The sequence below is a fragment of the Bifidobacterium simiiventris genome (assembly GCF_019331715.1).
In the GTDB taxonomy this organism is placed as follows: Bacteria; Actinomycetota; Actinomycetes; order Actinomycetales; family Bifidobacteriaceae; genus Bifidobacterium; species Bifidobacterium simiiventris.
In genome coordinates this window covers 112,365-131,113 of the sequence record NZ_JAHBBG010000005.1, presented here as the reverse complement: position 1 = coordinate 131,113, position 18,749 = coordinate 112,365, and the positions used below count along the sequence as shown (strand labels likewise).

Genomic DNA, 18,749 nt, shown 5'->3' with positions numbered 1-18,749 from the left:
TCACTGTCGTTTGCGTAGATCCACGAATACGGGAGGCTGCATGGAACGTGTCGGTCGGTTTCTGACACGGGTCGGTGCGGCCTTCGTTGCGTTCGCGGTCAGTCTGGCGATGCTGTGTGCGGGCGGCTCCGGTGCGACGGCCCCAGCGGGCACAACGACGCTGGCCGTCAGCCGATATCTCGGTCACGATGTGTATGCCGCGCTTGATGGAATGCGTGCGAACGATGGCGGTGTGTACCTGTCGAACGGTGACAGTTCTGCGGCTTCGACCGACGTGCGCCGCGTGAGCGCCGCATCGGAAGCCTTGCCGTGGACTATCCGCGTCACATACTCACTGGACGGGCCACAGACGGATGCCGACGGCGTCAACGGGGCCAGCGGGCTGGTTGGTGTACGCGTCACCGTCACCCGCAACGAACTCGCCTCGCATGACATCGTGCAGGCCGCAACCGGACTGGTACCGGTCGTGGCATTCACGATACCGACCGAAGTCGGGGACGATCTGTCATCCAGTGACGGTGCGGTCATCACACAGCAAGGTTCCGACAACGTAATCACCGCGATCGGCGACGATGTGTCGCTGCTCGGACCGGATGATTCCGATTGGCTCGACGACATGCTGCATGCCGCTCAGCCGGCTGGTTCTAGCGGGGACACCATACTCGATCTCAGCGTCTATCTGAACGCCAAGCAGTTCTCCATGAGTCCGATCGTACTGGCCGCGCTACCAGCATCCGATGCGAACGATATCACCGCACAGGCCGCGGACCTTGCGCAATCCGCGACTTCGCTCGCGGACACGCTGACCGGTGCGGCCAGCCAAAGCAACGACGATCTGATTGCCCAACTGACCGCATTGCGTGATCAGGAACGAGCGCTCGCCTCGTCCACGATCGCCGAGCGCACCGCCGCGCACCGGCAGGCGTTCGACGCATACATGGCCTCCTACGTGGGTTCGTACACCACGCATCTGAGCGGTTCGATCAGCAACAAGACGCAGATGGCTGCGCTGATCGGCACCGCCGGCGAACTAAGCGGGGATACGCCGCTGGCACAGGCCGTGGTCGATCTGGCCAACGCGGTGAACGCCGTGAGCGCCGCGCATCGGCATACGGGTGCCGCGGACGAGGTCGACGCGATCATCCGCCGTATCCGTCAGCAAGGGGTCAGCGGGCTGGCCGATGAACTGACACAAAACGCCGGTCGCGAATCACAGCTCGGCTCGTCCGGCTACAGTGCCGGGCAATCGCAACTGTCGCAGGCGATGATCCCGTATTCGATGGCGTATACCGACACCTACACCGAGCATCTGAGCGAACTGACCGGCGGCACGTCCAGTGGAGCCGCGGCATACCAGCAGCAGGCGATCACGGAAACGAACGAATCGTTCAAGACTGAAACTGATCTCAAGGCCGACCAGGCGAAGGTCGACGCGGCAATGGCCGCACTTGCCACGGCCAGCGAACATACGGGCCGGGCACAGGCGATCCGTCAACTGCTGCTACGGTTCGAGGATCGGTTCGAGTCGGGAGATGGCGAGGCTGGATCGTCTGATTCCGCTGCCGCCGCGACCGCAACGAAGAGCGGTGAACAGAGCCTCGAATCCTTGTCCGCAACCGATTCGCCGAAACTTGGCGTGGGCGGCAACGGCATCGCCGCGGTGGTCGAGGCCGCGCGGCTGAAGCGACTGCACGCCGAGCGGGAGCGGGCGGCCGCGGCCGCACAGGCGCAATCGCAGCAGACCGACGGTCAGGCGGCAAGTCTGGTCGATGATCAGGTATCAATGAGCAAGAGCGATGTGATGAGCTTCGCCGGGTCGGTGACCTCTCTTGGCGGAGGAACGAAGGACGCTGGCTCCGGGACCGCGGACGATGCGTCGTCGGGCAACGGAACGACTGACGCTTCGGCCACAACTTCATCCAAAGAACAGGAGTCGCTAGGACTGAACGAGGCACCTTCGGTGGCGTTCGGCATCCGCGGCATGAACCCGGGTAGTCTGCTCACGCCGAACAATTCCCCGACCATCGACGAGACGGTTGCCATCGGAGATGCGGCCGGTATCCTGCCGTCCGCCGTATCGGCGCTTGCCGATGCCGGTTCGCTGAACGATCTGGCCGACCACACCTCCGACCAGTCCTCCGGAACGAGGTTCCTCCTCGTCGTAGAGACACTGTCGTGAACCGTATGATCTCCATAAGTGGGTGATATCGGACTTCCTAAGCCGTAGGTGGGTAAAACCGGATGGTTTGGCGGCCGATATGGGTTGGTAATGATACCGTATTGCCCACTTATGGATATGAGGATCCGATATTACCCACTTATGGGTCGGATAACGGCGGGACGGGTCACTGATAGCGGATCTGGTTGCCGCCGGTCTCCATGTCGACGCTGCCGGAAAGCAGCTCGATAAGCTGTTGGACGAGCGGGACGATCAGGAACGTGCCACCGATCGACCATAGGTTCAGAAAGATCGTGGACGCGCCCATCGGCACGAGCACGACGCGTGCGGCCACCATGACGAGTCCGACGATCGGCAGCGCGAAATGCGTGACGATCGGGAAGTGTCGTTTGGTGCGGAACTGATGCCATGCGACGAACAGCAACGGCAGGATCATCATCCATGCGCCGATTGCGGTGATGACTTCGCGTACGGGTAGATGCAGCGTGTAGCGAGATCCGGGCAGGAACACGGAGATGGCGAGCAACGCCAGTCCGGCCAGCACGATGCGTTTGAGCGGTTTGTCGTTGATCAGCTCATCCTCGGGCAGATCGTCGATCTGATTGTTGATATCCGCAGCCTGTGCATTGCTCATAGTCATCACCCATGTGAGATTGTATCGCAGAGTTATGGCATACGAAATAAAAAGCTCCCCCTTAAGACAAGGGGGAGCGGAGTATCACCAGAAGAAGCCTTACTTCTTCTTAACAGGCTGAGCCGTGAAGCGGACAGTCCTGTGGACTGTCCGTAGGCTCAGTGAGCGGCTGCACTACAGGCAGCCGCGAAGGCCGCCTGTTAAGAAGAAGCCTTACTTCTTCTTAACAGGCGGCTCGCCGAGTTCGCTGTCTTCGACGATGACGTCGATGGCGGCCTCGGCTTCGGCCTTCGCCTTGGCGGCGGCGTCGACGGCCGCTTCGGCGGTCTCGTGCGCGGCCTTGATCGCGGCGGCGGCGCTCACGAAGGAGATGCGGCCCACCACGCGGCCGGCCTCGGCGATGTCGTTCACGGCGCTTTCCAGCGATTCGCGCACGTCATCGGCCACACCGAGCTTCACGGACAGGATCGGCGTCTTCATCGAGACCTTGGCCTTCGACTTGATGCCACGCAGCGCGGCCAGCGCCTCGCCGGCGTGGGCGAGCAGCTCCGGCGCGACCTTGAACGCGGCGGCCTCGTACACATCCGGGGTCGGCCATGCGGCGCGGTGCACCGAACCGGCGCCCGCATGCATCCAGCTCCACACCTCTTCGGTCGCGTACGGCAGGTACGGCGCGAGCAGACGCGCGAACGCGTCCAGGCCCAAGCCCAGCGTCGTGCGAGCCGACTTGGTTGCCGCCTCGCTCGGCACGTGGCCGGTCGCGTCGGCCGTGCCGTACGCACGGTTCTTGACCAGCTCGATGTAGTCGTCGCAGAACTGCCAGAAGTAGCTTTCGATGACCTCAAGCGCCTTGGAGTGCTCGTACGCCTCCATCGCCTCGGTGGCCTGACGCACCACGAGCGCCATCTTCGCCATCGCGGCGCGGTCGAGCGGTTCGGTCACGTCGGCCGGGTTCCACGCGGCGGTCGCGGCCTCGCCCACGTGGTGGTTCTCGTCCTCGCGGCCGATCGCCAGCGCGAACTTGGTCGCGTTGAGCAGCTTGATCGCGAGACGACGGCCGATCTTCATCTGGCCCTCGTCATACGTCGCGTCAAGACCGAGGCGGGCGGAAGCGGCCCAGTAGCGCACCGCGTCCGCGCCAAACTGTTCGATCGGCTTGTTCGGCACGACGACGTTGCCCTTGGACTTCGACATCTTCTTGTGGTCCGGGTCGAGAATCCAGCCCGAGAGAGTCGCATGCGCCCACGGCAGGCACTTGTTCTCCAAGTGCGCGCGGTCGACGGTCGAGAACAGCCAGGTGCGGATGATGTCCTGGCCCTGCGGGCGCAGATCCATCGGGAACGTGGCCTTGAAGATGGCCTCGTTCTCCTCGCCCGGCTCGGCCCAGCGGGTCACGATCTGCGGGGTGAGCGACGAGGTCGCCCACGTGTCCATGATGTCCTGCTCGGCGGTGAAGCCGCCCGGCACGTCGCGCTGTTCCGCCGTGTAACCGGCCGGCACGTCGATGGTCGGGTCGATCGGCAGGATGTCCTCGCTCGGCGTGATCGGGTGATCATAATCCGCGGATCCGTCGGCCTTGACCGGGTACCACAGCGGGAACGGCACACCGAAGAAGCGCTGGCGGGAGATCAGCCAGTCGCCGTTCAAGCCATGCACCCAGTTCTCGTAGCGCACGCGCATGAAGTCCGGGTGGAAGTTGAGCTCCTTGCCGCGTTCGATCAGTTCGGCGTTCAGCTTCGGGTCGGTGCCGCCGTTCTTGAGGTACCACTGGCGGGAGGTGACGATCTCGAGCGGCTTGTCGCCCTTCTCGTAGAAGTTCGTCATACGCTTGGTCGGCGTCGGCTCGCCGTCCAGATCGCCGGACTCACGCAGATGGTCGACGATGATCTTGCGGGCGGAGAACGTGGTCTTGCCGGCGGTTTCGGCGAAGATCGCGCGGCCGTTCTCGTCCTCGATCCAGTCCGGCGTGTCCATGACGATACGGCCGTTGCGTTGGATGATCGAACGGGTCGGCAGGTTCAGATCGCGCCACCACTGCACGTCGGTCACATCACCGAAGGTGCAGCACATCGCGATGCCGGCGCCCTTGTCCATCTCGGCGGCCGGGTGGGCCAGAATCGGAACGCGAACCTTGAACAGCGGCGAGTACACGTACTGGCCGAAGTACTGCTTATAGCGCTCGTCGTCAGGGTTCGCGATCAGCGAGGTGCAGGCCGCGAGCAGCTCCGGACGGGTCGTTTCGATGTAGATCGGCGTGCCGTCCTCGAAACGGAACGCGACCTTGTGGTAGAAGCCCGGGTATTCGCGCGACTCAAGCTCGGCCTGGGCCACGGCGGTCTGGAACGTCACGTCCCACAGGCCCGGCGCGTCCTTCTGGTACGCCTCGCCGCGGGCGAGGTTGCGCAGGAACGCCTTCTGCGCCACGCGCTGCGGATGCTCGCCGATGGTGTGGTAGGTCTGCGACCAGTCGATCGACAGGCCGAGCGAGCGCCACAGCGCCTCGAACTGCTTCTCGTCCTGCGCGGTCAGCTTCTCGCACAGCTCGATGAAGTTGCGGCGCGAGATCGGCACCTGGTCCTTCGCGTCGATCTTCTTGCCGTCGGTGCCCTCGAACGGCGGCTTGAAATCCGGATCGTACGGCATGGAGGTGTCCACGCGCACGCCGTAGTAGTTCTGCACGCGGCGTTCGGTCGGCAGGCCGTTGTCGTCCCAGCCCATCGGGTAGAACACGTCATAGCCGCGCATGCGCTTGTAGCGCGCGATCACGTCGGTGTGCGTGTAGGAGAACACGTGGCCGACGTGCAGGTGGCCGGACACCGTGGGCGGCGGGGTGTCGATGGAGTAGACGGCCTTGCGGTCGCGCGTGTTATTGAACTTGTACGTGCCCTGCTCGTCCCAGACGGCACGCCACTTGTCTTCCAGACCGTCGACGCCGACCTTGTCGGGCAGCGGGGTCAGGTTTGCGTTGATGATTTCGCTCATACGCGCGATTTTATGCGGCTTAGGTGACAAGGGGTGCCCGCCGCCGGCGGCCGCTTACTTCATCGAGAGCCCGGCGAGCGGCAGATACCGGTCGGTGAGGTTCTTCGGATACCCGCTGACCGATGAGGCGGCCGCAACCACGGTCTTCCGCGTGTACAGCCAGTCGCCGGCCGCGTCCTGGCTCACGATGTTCGCGAACGTGCGCAGCCGGTCCTGATAGTCCTTGTCGTTCGTGGCGGCCATCGCGTTGGCGTACGCGTCCTGCGCCGAACCGTTCGTGTACCGGTACACGTTGCTGTCCGTGCCGAACGCGGCGGCGTCATGCTCGCCGTTCGCCACGGCGAGCGCCATCTCGTACTGGCCGTCGTTGATGCGTTCAGTAGCGGTCGCGTCGTCCACGGTCTCCACGTTCACGTCCAGTCCGAGGGAGCGGAGCTGGTCGGCGATCGTGTTGCCGAGATCGGCATACGTTTGCGGCACCACGAAATCGATCGTGCCGAAATACGCCGTGCCGCCCGCGAAGTACGCGATCATGCCGGCGGCTTTGGATTGGTCGAACGGGAACAGGCCGGTCAAGTCCTCGTAACCGGGCTCCAATTGGCTGATCGGGCCACCCAGTTCGCCCGCCGAATCGGCCTGCGATGCCGCGATCGACTTCGCATCCACCGCATAACGCACCATTTGACGCGCCTGCTGGTCCGAGAAGATCGAGTTGCCGTCGTTATTGAACGCGATCATCACCTTCGCGCTCGACAGTCCGGTCGTCACCGTGAAGTTCTTGTCGTCGGCGAGCGCGCCGGTCTCTGACGTGCTGGTCGGCAGCGCCATGTTCAGTGTGCCGTTCTTGAGATCGGTGACCATCGTGTTTTCGTCGGTGTAGTACTTGAGCGTGACGGTGCCCGCGGACGACGGGTCGCCCCAGTAGCCGCCGTTGCTTGCCAGTGTGATCGAGCTGCCCTTGTCGAACTTGGCGACGGTGAATGGGCCGGAGCCGAGCGCGGCCGTCGCGTAGTCCGTGGCCGCCTGCTGGTCGTAGACGATGCCGGCCCGGCCCGACAGCGAGCGCAGCAGCGTAGGATCTGGCTTGCTCAGTGTGATCACGACCTTGCCGGAGTTCGGATTGTCGACCGACTTGAGCGCGCCCAGATCGTCGACGCCTTGGTATTTGTGCTGCACGATCTGCTGCAGCGACCAAACGACGTCGGACGAGTCCAACGCGTCGCCGTTCGAGAACCGCAGTCCTGAGCGCAGCCGGAACGTGTAGGTCAGGGCGTCGTCCGAAACCGTCCAGTCCGATGCGAGCCCCGGCTGCAGCGCGTTGTCGTCGTCGCGTGTGACGAGCGTCTCGTACACGTTGCCGAGCAGCGCGCGTTCCACGGACGGGCTGGAGTCGGTGCGGATGTCGAGCGAGTCGGGGGCGTCGGTGAGTCCGACCGTGATCGAGGTGGAGGATTGCACGGCGTTCATGCGGGGCAGGATGTCGCGGTGTGTGGCGAGGGACCAGACCGGCCATGCGATCAGCGACAGCGCGACCGTCATCGCGATGAAAACCAGCCATGAACGCAGCGCGGTGCTGCCGACTCTCTTATGGTGCATGCGCCCCAGTCTAGCGAGGGGCGCTCCCTAGGGGGTGCCGGCTACTGAGCGGAGGGGCAGGTGGCGTTGAGCGGGCAGGCGGCACAGTCGGGTTTGCGCGCGTGGCAGACGGCGCGGCCGTGCAGGATCAGCCGGTGAGACAGATCGGTCCATTCCTCGGGCGGGAAACATGCGCAGATCTCGCGTTCGACCTTGACCGGGTCGGATTTCGCGATCCGCCAGTCGCTGCGCCAGTGCAGCCGGCCGGTCACGCGCATCACATGCGTATCCACCGGGAATCCGGGGATGGAGAACGCGTTGCCGAGCACCACGTTCGCGGTCTTGCGGCCGACTCCGGGCAGACTTGTCAGTTCGTCCATCGTGCGCGGCACTACACCGCCGAAATCACGGTCGAGCGCGCTGGCCAGTCCCAGCAGATGCTGGGTTTTCGAACGGAAGAAGCCGAGCGGGCGGATGATGTCCTCTATGGTTTCCGGATTCGCCGCGGCCAGCGACGCCGCATCCGGGTATGCGGCGAACAGGGCGGGTGTGACCGAATTGACTCGTTTGTCGGTGGTCTGGGCGCTTAAGACCGTGGCCACGAGCAGTTCGAAGGGATTGGCGAAGTTCAAGGCGCACTTGGGAGCGGGAATCTCCTTGCACAGCAATGCGTATTCGGCGTGCATGCGTTTGAGCCGCGCCTGCTTCGATTCGCGCATCGTGGATCAGTTCTTGGCCGGCGCCGGCTCGGCAGCCAGGCCGTCCGCCTCGTCCTCGGGCGGATCGAAACGGTAGCCGACGTTGCGCACGGTGCCGATGAGATGCTCGTATTCGCCGCCGAGCTTGGCACGCAGACGACGGATGTGCACATCGACGGTACGGGTGCCGCCGTAGTAGTCGTAGCCCCACACCTCCTGCAGGAGCTGGGCGCGGGTGAACACGCGGCCCGGATGCTGCACGAGGTACTTGAGCAGTTCGAATTCCTTGTACGCGAGGTCGATCGGATGGCCGTGCAGGGAGGCGGTGTAACCGTTCGTGTCGACCACGAGATCGCCCGAGCGGATCTGGCCGTCCGCGTTTACCGTGCCCGGTTCGCTGGCGCCGGCGGACCCGTTCGTGCCGGAGCCCAGCGGCGAGTTGCCGCGCTCGGAGACAAGCCTCAAGCGGCCTTCCACTTCGGCCGGCGACGCGGAGGAGACGACCACGTCGGCGATGCCCCACGTGGAGTTGACCACCGTGAAGCCGCCTTCGGTGAGCACGAGCACGATCGGCGTGGACAGGCCGGACGCGTGGATGAGCCGGCACAGGGTTTTCGCCGTGGCCAGATCGTCGCGCGCGTCGAGGAACAGGATCGTGTTCTCCGGCATTTTGACCAGGCTTGCGGCGTCCATCGGCAGCACGCGGACGCGGTGCGACAGCAGGGCGAGGGACGGCAGCACGGTCGCGGGATCGGCCGCGAACGTCATCAGCGTAAGATCCGTCACTGTTCGCCCCCTTATAGATAACGTTCACATGACGTTAACCCGTATCGTAATGGGTTTCACGATTTCGCCTCATTGTACGCGCACGATGTGGACACGGCGGCGCGGTTTGACGCCCGGGAGAGGTTTGGCGGCCGGGGACGTAGGATAAGGTGCAGGAGTTGTTTTGTAAGATCAGCTCGCGGCGGCAGCGGCTGGCCTGCGTACGGGCCTGGGCGATGGTGCACGGGCGGCGAGGAGCGTATCTATGAGTGAGCGGCGTGACGCTGGGGCGAACGTGACGGTTGGTGCGGGGGCCCCGTTCCCGAGCGTGTATACGGCCGGTTTTGCGGTGGTGGCCGCGGCACCGTTGCTGGTATTGACTTTCGGCGGTGCCGGCGCGACCGGGCTGGCGGTGTGGACGGCCGTGCTGATGATCGCGTTCATGGTCTGCTCGCCGCTGCGCGACGGTGTGGCCGGGCATGTGATCGCGGCGGTCGCCGGCATCCTCTCGTTCGTCGCGGCGTTCACGGGCTGGCTGACCTTTGATTGGATCGACGAACTGGCCGATGACGTGCCGACCTCGGTGGGCAACGAGATCACGTGGTTCGTCGGCGTCGGCGGTTTGCTGGTCGTGCTGATCGTCGTGTCGTTCGCGCGCCAGATGGCCCGCGCCGAACGTTCGCATCTGATTCGCGGGCTGTCGCACACCGTGATCGAGGGCGTGGCGCTCATCGGGGCGCCGGGTTGGCTGTTCCTGCCCGATCTCATGGCTTCACCCGATATGGGATCCGACGGTACGTCCGTGATCGTGTTGTCTGCCGTCGTGATCCTGCTGTTTATCGGACTTGCCGTCGCTGCGAACTGGTGGATGGCCGAGGCCGATCCGGACGAACATGCGCGTGCCCCGTGGCTCGGCATCGTCGTGCTGCCGACGTTGCTGTCCGGCGCACTGATCCCGGCCGCCACGATGATCGCATCCATGATCTGACGATGATCCGTTGATCGTCCGTGCCGACGATCCGGTTTCCGCCGCTGAACGGTCCGGTTCCATCCCTGATAAGTGGGTGAAATCGGACCGTCGATATCGTAAGTGGGTGGATCGGTACCAGTTAGACCGTTATTTCGGTCGTTACTGGTACCGATCCACCCACTTACTGAATATGGGAGCCAATTCGATCCGGATTTACCCACTTATGGGGTGACACGGCGGCGTACCGGTCCGGATCCACCCACTTACGGGCCTCTTACGGGCCTACGGGGCTCGGCAGGGACGGCTCCGGGTCAGAGCACGCCAAGATGCTCGAGCAGCACTTTCAGTCCGATCAGGATCAGCACCACGCCACCGGCGATCTGCGCCGGCTTCTGCCAGCGTGAACCGAACATGCGGCCGATATACAGTCCGGCCGCGGAGAACGCGCCGGTCGTGATTCCGATCGTGACCACCGACGACCACACGTCCACCTTCATGAACGCGAAGCTCACGCCCACCGCGAACGCGTCGATGCTGCACGCCACCGCCAACGGCAGCATATGCTTCCAGTCGAACTCGGCGGTCTCCTTCGCGTTCTCCTCGTCCTCCTCGAACGCCTCGTGGATCATGTTGCCGCCGATGAACGCGAGCAGCGCGAAGATGATCCAATGATCGACCGCAGTCACATAGTGCGCGAACGTCTTGGCGAAGAAGAATCCGAGCAGCGGGAACAGGGCCTGGAAACCGCCGAACCACAGCGCCGTCTTGAGGGCGTCGAACCCGCGCAGCTTACGCACGGTCAGACTTTTGCCGATCGACACGGCGAACGCGTCCATCGATACGGACAAGGCAATGAGAAATGTCTGCAACATAGCTGGTTTACCAAGGTTCATCCCGCCGGTCTCCCCACGGGATGGGCCTCGACGGGATACGTGTATCCGCCTACGCCTAGGGGTACCGACACTGAGAACTGCCGGGCAGCCAGCCGGGCTTTGAATCCGAAGCGAATGCTGTTCGCATGTCGTCAATTACGAGGAGCCAGTATACACCAACTTCGCTCCCAGCGTCTTTCACGGGGCGCGCACATACCTTGTGGCAAACTGTTGGATAGTCAGGCGGGCGCACGTCCGCCGTTAGTGGCGCGAGAGTCGAAAGAGGTCAGCGTGGTCAAGGATCCGAAGGACGATATCCTGCATGTCGAGGGCGGCAAGCCCCTCAACGGCACCATCAAGGTGCGCGGCGCGAAGAACTTCGTCAGCAAGGCGATGGTCGCGGCCCTGCTTGCGCCCGGCAAGTCGGTCTTGAAGAACGTGCCCGAGATCCGCGACGTGCACGTCGTGTCCGACCTGCTGCGTCTGCACGGCGTGGACGTGGACGTGGACGGCAAGAACGGCGTCGTCACGATCGACGCCACGCATGTCCAGCTGGCCGATGTGGCCGACGTGGACACGCTTTCCGGCTCCTCGCGCATCCCGATCCTGTTCTCCGGCCCGCTTGTGCACCGCCTCGGAGAGGCGTTCATCCCGGCGCTCGGCGGCTGCGCGATCGGCGGACGTCCGATCGACTTCCATCTGGAAACGCTGCGCAAACTCGGCGCGACCGTCGACAAGGAGCATAAGGACGGCATCCACATCTCCGCTCCCGACGGTCTGCACGGCGCGAAAATCCACCTGCCGTACCCGTCCGTGGGCGCCACCGAGCAGACACTGCTGGCGGCTGTGCTCGCCGAAGGCAAGACCGAACTGTCCGGCGCGGCCATCGAACCGGAGATCATGGACCTGGTCGCCGTCTTGCAGAAGATGGGCGCGATCATCTCCGTGGACGTGGACCGCACGTTCCGCATCGAAGGTGTCAAGGAGCTCAAGGGCTTCACGCACACCGCGCTGACCGACCGCATCGAGGCCGCGAGCTGGGCGTCGGCGGCGCTTGCCACGCGAGGCGACATCTTCGTCAAGGGCGCCACGCAGCCGGAGATGATGACCTTCCTCAACGTGTTCCGCAAGGTCGGCGGCGAATTCGACGTGACCGACAAAGGCATCCGCTTCTGGCATCCGGGCGGCGACCTCAAGCCGGTCGCGATCGAAACGGACGTGCACCCCGGATTCATGACCGACTGGCAGCAGCCGCTGGTCGTGGCGCTCACCCAGGCGAACGGCCTGTCGATCGTGCACGAGACCGTGTACGAGAACCGGTTCGGCTTCACCAAGCCGCTCGTGCAGATGGGCGCGACGATCCAGCTGTACCGCGAATGCCTCGGATCGCTGCCGTGCCGCTTCCAGCAGCGCAACTACAAGCATTCGGCCGTGATCTTCGGGCCGACCCCGCTGACCGGCCGCGACATCGACGTACCGGATCTGCGCGGCGGCTTCTCGCACCTGATCGCGGCACTCGCGGCGTCCGGCCCGTCGAACGTGCAGGGCATCTCGCTGATCGACCGCGGCTATGCGGACTTCCGCGGCAAGCTCGAGGCGCTCGGCGCGGACTTCGACTGATCGTGGCTGACACGCGGTGAGATCGTAGCGGCCGGCAACCGGATTGCTGTTCCGGGTGCCGGCCGCTTGTTTGTCGCTGCTTGGCTGATGCGGGGCGGCTTGGTGACGGCATCCGGAGGTTACCCGCGGGGGAGTGTGTTCGATTTAGGAATCGAGCCGTTTGGCGATGGGGATGACGGCCAACGCTCCTATGGCCAGTGCGGCGGCCGAGACCAGCAGCACCGCCGCGACGGGGAAGCGATCGTAGGCCCAGCCGTACAGCATCTGACCGAGTGGCTGGGCGCACATGCATAATGCGGAGAACATCGCCATCACCTTGCCGGTCATTGCCTCCGGCGTGCTCAGCTGGATCGCCGGTATGGCGATGAGATTCGTGAAGCAGGCCGCGATCACTGATGCGCACATGCCGGTCACCAGCACCGCGAGCTGTGTTTTCGGACCGATCGGCAGCAGAAATACGCCGCCCTGCGGCAGCGTGGTCAGCGCGAACATGGCGGTCGCGGCCGGCAGATGACGCACGGCGAGACGCGCGGCGAACAGACCCGCAAGAAACGCGCCGGCTACGCCCGCCACGCCGACCAATCCGTCAGATATGCCGTACACGGTCGCGTCGAATCCGAGCACGGTACGGATCGTATACGGGAATCCGACCGCGGAATAGCCGATTGTGACGAAGTTGATCGCCGCCGCATACAGTGCCAGATGGAACACGGCCGGCCGATCATGCGTGAGGAACCGCAGCCCGGCTTTGAGATCCTCGATCGGCGTGGGCAGCCGGTCGCCGTCGGCCGTGCGATCGGGGGCAGCGAGGCGGATGAACCATTCGAGCACGGCCGCCGCGGCGAAACTCGCGATCGTAATCGCCATCATCACGTGGATGCCGACCATCGCGTACAGCACGCCGCCGAGGAAGCTCGGCAACAGGGAGCTCAACTGCTGCACTTGGTTGATGACGGCCATCGCGCGGCGCAAGGTCGCCGATCCGTGCGTGCGGAACATTTGGGGAAGCGCGGCCTGGACGGTCGGCGTCTCGAACGCGCCGAGCACGGCGAGCGCCACTTGCATGACGGCGATCGCGGCGATGTCGAATCCGATCGCGGCGAACGCGAGTGCACTGGCGAGTACGAGTATGGCGGACGCGGCGTCGAGTGCGACCATGATCGTGCGGCGGTTTATCCGGTCGGCGAGCACGCCGCCGAACGGGGAGAGCAGGATCGTCGGAACGATGGAGACGGCGAGGATGGACGCGAAGATGGCGGCCGAGCCGGTTTCGTCGAGCACCCACATCGACATGGCGAAGCGCAGCATCATGTTGCCGAACAGCGAGATGCCTTGGCCGGCGACGAGCAGGATGAAGTCGCGGGAGACGAGTGGGGAATGGGGATGGTCCAGTTTCGGCTGTGCGATGTCCGAATCGTTGCTGATGGTCATGAGGGCTCCTTGGTTGGGTCGGTTTTTCATACCGACCGACGGTATGAAAAATGATGGCGATTACGGCATGATGGTGATGGAAGCCGCGGTAGCGGGTGTTTTACGCTAGAAGACTGTGAAGTTGGCGGCAACCGGTCGCTTACACGTGTCGATGAGACCGTTTCCTGCCAGCAACTCTCGAAGATATCGGCAACCGGTCTCCGAGGGGCGTTCCAGAGGCCGGTTGCCGCCAGAAGGCTCTTTCTTCTAGTGACAAATGGACTTTGGAAGAGGGCGATTTATCCGCCGAAGTCGGTGTAGAGCCGTGCGGTCATGGCGATGAGCTCGTCGTCGAAGACCGGCACGCCGATCGCGTCGAGCATCGCGGCGAGACATCGGATGCGGTGCTCGAGCTGGGATGCGGTGGCGGGGTAGAAGTGCGGCAGCAGCCAGTAGTTGGTGAGCAAGGCGAGCATCTCCGCCGCCTCCTGCGGGTATTCGGTCGGAATCGACCCGTCCTGCACACCCTCGTCGATGAGCGGGCGGAAATGCTTGGGCAGTTCGGCCGACCAGAACCGCATGTTGTCGGTGAAGTACGTCGGATCGTCCAGCAGTGGCATCGCCACGCGGTTGATGTCGCGATGGCTCTCGTCGGATGCGGACAGCTTGAACAGTTCACGGATTTTATGCAGCCCGTCGAGATCCTCGCGCTCGAAGACGGCCTTGCTCTGTTCGCCGATGCGTCGCGCATCGTCGTCGCCGAGCCGGTCGAGGATCGTCTGCTTCGACTTGAAATGGTGGTAGATCGCGCCCTTCGACAGGTCGCCGAGCCGGTCGACGATGTCTTGGACGGAGGTCTTTTCGTAGCCCTGTTCCATGAACAGTTCGCGGGCGGCGTCGAGGATGCGCTGTTCAGTCACTTCGGGATGTGCGTTGCGTGCCATGGTCGTCTCATTTCTGCCCGGTGATCCGATCTGCCGACGAAGCAGTCGTGTGCCGTGCCGCCATCATTATACATACCGTCGGTCGGTATGTATCAATCAAACATTTATATGGCGTGGCGTGAACGATGATTGCCGCACGGGCCGTCGTTCGTGGGTTGCGGCACAATAGGGCACATGGCATCCAAAGGAAAACCGTCGCCGCGATCCGCGGTCAAGCCGCTCTCCAACGAGCAGGTCGCCCGGCTCGCCAAGCGGCATCATCTGGTCGACCCGATGCGTGACCTGCCGACCGGGCCGAACCGGCGCATCAACCAGCCGGAAATCGACGCGCAGCATCCGAAAGGCACCAAACGCCTGCTCAAGGGCGTCGACGTGGTCTTCAACGCCAGCTGCAAGACGCTCGCATGGGGACTCGACAACATCCCCGAAACCGGCCCGTTCATCACCGCCGCCACGCACGTGACCATGTTCGACGTGTTCGTGCCGATGGCGAGCCTCTTCCACATGGGCCGCCGGCCTCGCTACATGGCCAAGGCCGAGATGGCACATTGGCCGCTGATCGGCAAATGGTTCCAGATCGTCGGCATGCAGCCCGTCCAGCGCCGCTCCGGCAAGGCCAAGGCAATCGAGGAGACGTCGATCGAGATCCTCACCTCCGGCCGTCCGCTTACCGTCTGGCCGGAGGGCACGGTAACGCGCGACCCGAAGAAATGGCCGATGAGCATGAAGAATGGCGTCGGCGTGATCGCGCTCGAGACGTCGCGCCGGCTCGGAATCCAGGTGCCGCTGTTCTGCGCGGTGACGTGGGGTGCGGCGAGCATCAACCACTGGTGGCCGTGGCCACGCAAGAACGTGGTCATGTGCTACGACACGCGGCTCGATTACACCGATCTGCTGGAAGACAGCGATGCGTGGGCCGAGGGAATTGATGGTGTGCCTCAAACGGCCGCCGACGAACTGACGCGGCGGATTCGCGTGCGGATGACCGAGATCATGGCCGAGATCCGTGGCGAGGACGCGCCCGACGGGTACTGGGACTACCGGACGATGAGCCGGGTGAAGGGGTGAACCGCTTTCTCGGCTCCCCTTGTCAGGGGAGCTGTCGGCCGTGGATCGGCTGAAGGGTAGTCGGTAGTTTGGCGTTCCGAAGCGTTGACACTCCCCCAGTCAGCTACGCTGACAGCCCTCTCAACTGAGGGGGCCAAGAATCTATAGGAATGAAATATAAGGAGAACACGGTATGAAGATTACGGTACTGGGCGCAGGCGCATGGGGCACCGCCTTCGGGCAGGTGCTGGCCGATGCGGGCAACGACGTGACCATGTGGGCCATCGAGCCCGAGATCGTCGAAGGCATCCGCGACCATCATCACAACGGCGTGCGTCTGCCGTCCGTCGAGCAGCTGCCCGACAACATGACCGCCACCGGCGATCGCGCCGAAGCCGTCAAGGACGCCGAGATCGTCGTCGTCGCCATCGCCGCGCAGTTCGCCCGCGTCGCGCTCGCCGAATTCAAGGACCTCATCCCGTCCGACGCGATCGTCGTCAGCCTCATGAAGGGCATCGAACGCACCACCTCCAAGCGCATGGACGAAGTCGTGCGCGAGGCCCTCGACCTGCCGGCCGAACGCTTCGCCGCCGTCTCCGGCCCGAACCTGAGCAAGGAGGTCGCCGACCGCCAGCCGGCCGCCACCGTCGTCGGCTGCGCCGACCTCGACAACGCGCGCAAGGTCGCCAAGGCCTGCACCAACAGCTACTTCAAGGCGTTCGTCACCCGCGACGTCATCGGCCTCGAAATGTGCGGCTCGCTCAAGAACGTGACCGCGCTCGCCGTCGGCATGGCCCGCGGCGCCGGCTACGGCGAGAACACCGCCGCGATGATCGAGACCCGAGGACTGGCGGAACTGACCGCCCTCGGCAAGGCCGCCGGCGCCGACGTCAAGACCTTCTTTGGCCTCGCCGGCGTGGGTGACATGACCGCCACCTGCGGCTCCCCGCTGAGCCGCAACTACACGTTCGGTGCGAACCTCGGCAAGGGACTGAGCGTCGAGGAGGCCACCAAGGCCAGCAACGGCGTGGCCGAAGGCGTGCCCACCACCGACGCGGTCGTCGCGCTCGGCAAGGAGCTCGGCGTAGCCACGCCGCTGGCCTGTGCGATGAGCCGCGTGCTCGCGGACGGCATCTCCTGCCAGGAGATGCTCGGCCTGCTGTTCGGCGACGAGATCACCGAAGAGTGAACGCACGGTCGCGGCGCGCTCCGTCTCGGCGTCGGGACTTGCCGCGACCTCCCATATAATCCACCACAACCCGCATCCATCCCACGAAAGGAGACGCCCATGAGCGACGTCAACGACACCGACACCCCCGAGAACCTCGACATTCCTGATCATCTGTCGTATTCCGAAGAGCACGCATGGGTCGATGAATCCGCGTCGCCGGCGATCATCGGCATCACCGAGTACGCGGCCGAGCAGATGGGCGAACTCGTGTTCGTCGACCTGCCCGAGCCGGGCGACCGCGTGGAATCCGGCGACGAGATCGTCGAACTCGAGTCGTCCAAGGCCGTCCAACCGCTCGTCAGCCCAGTCTCCGGCACCGTCAGGTACGTCAACCGCGAGGCGTCCGACGATCCGAGCGTCATCACCGGCGACCCGTACGGTGAGGGATGGCTGCTCAAGATCGAACTGGACGACGACGAACCTGATCTGCTCACCGCCGAGGAGTACGCCAAGATCATCCGTTCGTGACCGATCATGCGACGGAGTCCGCATTCAGCTTGTGTGACGGTTCTGTAAAGAAAATTCGGATAATGGCCGGCGTATAGTGGAAGCATGAGCAGGATACAGCAGCATGCGACGGGGCTTGCCCCGAACGACGACGCGGAGCGCGGCACGGACGCCGACGACATGGCAACCGTGCCGATTCCCGCGCGTAAGGTCGTCACGACGTTCGACGCCGCATCAAAACACGAGCGCATCGAAAACAAGCCGATCCTCGTGCGCGTCGCCCGCCGTGCCATCACGCGCACGTTCGGTGCGTGGCTGCGTTTCTCCACGCCGATCGTCACCGGCTGGGGATGGTATCCGAACATCGAACCATACGTCGGATACGGCACCGAAAACTACTCGCGATTGATCTGCCGCACGGTCTACGCGCCGGCCAACGCCCGCAGCGGCGAACTGACGCGCGGCATCCGTGGCATGCTCGCCATCCCTGCGCCACATCGCCAAGTACGTATCGCCATCGACGACATGCCTCTGGAAACCGTGCAGGTCGGCCAACCCGAAACCTACGACCGGTTCGACCGCGCGCGCGGCACGAACAGCGAATACGCGATCTCCGACACCAGCGGCTATCTTGATCTCGTGGCCGAACATCGGCTCGAACCGGGCGTGCATCGCGTCACCTATCAGGTCGAACGCCGCCGTCCGGTGTCCGCGAACCTGTTCACGATCCCGGCGAGCGCCAAAATCGGCATCATCTCCGACGTGGATGACACCATCATGATCACGCAGGCGCCCACATTGTGGAAGGCCCTGTACAACCTGCTGTTCCTCAACCCGAAGAAGAAGGCCTCCGTGCCGGGCATGAGCGTGCTGTTCACCAAGCTCGCCGACCTGTACCCGGACGCGCCGTTCTTCTACCTGTCCACCTCGCCGTGGAACGTCGAAAGCTCGATTCGCAACTTCATCATCGACCACGGCTTCCCGGAGGGGCCGCTGCTGCTGCGCGACCTCGACCCGCGACCCAAGACCTTCATCCCGACCGGCCCACAGCACAAGCTCGAATTCGCCGAACAGCTCATGGCCGACTTCCCGGACATGAAGTTCATCCTGATCGGCGACGACGGGCAGAAGGATCCGACAACGTATGCAACGATCACGCGTCGCTACCCGGGGCGCGTGATCGCGATCGGCATCCGTCAGCTGTCCCCGCGCGAATACTCGCCGCTCTCGTCGGTGGTGGGCACCACGTCCACCCAGCCGATGCCCGTGACCGAAGTGCCTGTGTTCACTGGCACGACCGGTGCGAACCTCATGAAGACCATGCTGCCGTATCTCAAGCAGCACGCGCTCTGACGGTCCGGCCTGCCGGTCGGTT

General features: G+C 64.1%; 15 protein-coding genes. 7 read left to right on the top strand and 8 right to left on the bottom strand.

What is annotated here, in order from left to right:
- The first annotated feature begins 40 nt into the window (after positions 1–40).
- Positions 41–2,179 (top strand): hypothetical protein, encoded by a 2,139-nt coding sequence (locus KIH76_RS06920; protein ID WP_214373727.1) that lies wholly within the window; start codon positions 41–43, stop codon positions 2,177–2,179.
- Between the two features lie 166 nt (positions 2,180–2,345).
- Here KIH76_RS06920 and KIH76_RS06915 read toward each other — a convergent pair whose 3' ends face one another.
- The 5 genes from KIH76_RS06915 to KIH76_RS06895 form a co-directional block, all read right to left on the bottom strand.
- Positions 2,346–2,813 carry a hypothetical protein gene (locus KIH76_RS06915; protein ID WP_214373726.1) on the bottom strand — a complete coding sequence of 156 codons (468 nt, stop codon included), beginning with the start codon at positions 2,811–2,813 and terminating at the stop codon, positions 2,346–2,348.
- A 213-nt stretch (positions 2,814–3,026) separates the two neighbouring features.
- Complete coding sequence (gene valS, locus KIH76_RS06910) at positions 3,027–5,795, bottom strand: valine--tRNA ligase (protein WP_214373725.1); 2,769 nt, start codon at positions 5,793–5,795, stop codon at positions 3,027–3,029.
- 54 nt (positions 5,796–5,849) lie between these two features.
- On the bottom strand, positions 5,850–7,391 hold the full coding sequence (locus tag KIH76_RS06905) for an ABC transporter substrate-binding protein (RefSeq protein ID WP_219069972.1): 1,542 nt from the start codon (positions 7,389–7,391) through the stop codon (positions 5,850–5,852).
- A 41-nt stretch (positions 7,392–7,432) separates the two neighbouring features.
- Positions 7,433–8,089, bottom strand: a complete 657-nt coding sequence (gene nth, locus KIH76_RS06900) for an endonuclease III (RefSeq protein WP_214373723.1) — start codon at positions 8,087–8,089, stop codon at positions 7,433–7,435.
- Between the two features lie 6 nt (positions 8,090–8,095).
- Complete coding sequence (locus KIH76_RS06895; protein ID WP_214373722.1) at positions 8,096–8,854, bottom strand: winged helix-turn-helix transcriptional regulator; 759 nt, start codon at positions 8,852–8,854, stop codon at positions 8,096–8,098.
- Positions 8,855–9,098: 244 nt separating this feature from the next.
- Here KIH76_RS06895 and KIH76_RS06890 point away from each other — a divergent pair, with 244 nt between their 5' ends.
- Entirely contained in the window at positions 9,099–9,821 is a 723-nt protein-coding gene (locus tag KIH76_RS06890; protein ID WP_219069971.1) for a hypothetical protein, read from the top strand.
- Positions 9,822–10,114: 293 nt separating this feature from the next.
- Here the strand turns inward: KIH76_RS06890 and KIH76_RS06885 are convergent, their stop codons facing one another.
- Complete coding sequence (locus KIH76_RS06885) at positions 10,115–10,696, bottom strand: manganese efflux pump MntP (RefSeq protein ID WP_214373720.1); 582 nt, start codon at positions 10,694–10,696, stop codon at positions 10,115–10,117.
- 270 nt (positions 10,697–10,966) lie between these two features.
- On the opposite strand from KIH76_RS06885, the gene murA reads away from it, so the two are divergent.
- The gene (murA, locus tag KIH76_RS06880) at positions 10,967–12,295 is read left to right on the top strand and encodes a UDP-N-acetylglucosamine 1-carboxyvinyltransferase (protein WP_214373719.1); all 1,329 of its coding nucleotides are present in this window, start codon (positions 10,967–10,969) and stop codon (positions 12,293–12,295) included.
- 144 nt (positions 12,296–12,439) lie between these two features.
- Here murA and KIH76_RS06875 read toward each other — a convergent pair whose 3' ends face one another.
- Both KIH76_RS06875 and KIH76_RS06870 read right to left on the bottom strand, forming a co-directional pair.
- Positions 12,440–13,726 (bottom strand): MFS transporter, encoded by a 1,287-nt coding sequence (locus tag KIH76_RS06875; RefSeq protein ID WP_214373718.1) that lies wholly within the window; start codon positions 13,724–13,726, stop codon positions 12,440–12,442.
- 278 nt (positions 13,727–14,004) lie between these two features.
- Positions 14,005–14,649 (bottom strand): TetR/AcrR family transcriptional regulator, encoded by a 645-nt coding sequence (locus KIH76_RS06870; RefSeq protein WP_214373717.1) that lies wholly within the window; start codon positions 14,647–14,649, stop codon positions 14,005–14,007.
- A 174-nt stretch (positions 14,650–14,823) separates the two neighbouring features.
- Between KIH76_RS06870 and KIH76_RS06865 the strand changes: the two genes are divergently transcribed.
- The 4 genes from KIH76_RS06865 to KIH76_RS06850 all read left to right on the top strand — a co-directional run bounded on the left by KIH76_RS06865 (position 14,824) and on the right by KIH76_RS06850 (position 18,727).
- Complete coding sequence (locus tag KIH76_RS06865; RefSeq protein ID WP_214373716.1) at positions 14,824–15,717, top strand: lysophospholipid acyltransferase family protein; 894 nt, start codon at positions 14,824–14,826, stop codon at positions 15,715–15,717.
- A gap of 172 nt (positions 15,718–15,889) precedes the next feature.
- Entirely contained in the window at positions 15,890–16,885 is a 996-nt protein-coding gene (locus tag KIH76_RS06860; protein WP_214373715.1) for an NAD(P)H-dependent glycerol-3-phosphate dehydrogenase, read from the top strand.
- A 99-nt stretch (positions 16,886–16,984) separates the two neighbouring features.
- Complete coding sequence (gene gcvH / locus KIH76_RS06855) at positions 16,985–17,395, top strand: glycine cleavage system protein GcvH (protein ID WP_214373714.1); 411 nt, start codon at positions 16,985–16,987, stop codon at positions 17,393–17,395.
- 159 nt (positions 17,396–17,554) lie between these two features.
- On the top strand, positions 17,555–18,727 hold the full coding sequence (locus KIH76_RS06850; protein WP_219070011.1) for an App1 family protein: 1,173 nt from the start codon (positions 17,555–17,557) through the stop codon (positions 18,725–18,727).
- The last annotated feature ends 22 nt before the right edge of the window (positions 18,728–18,749 follow it).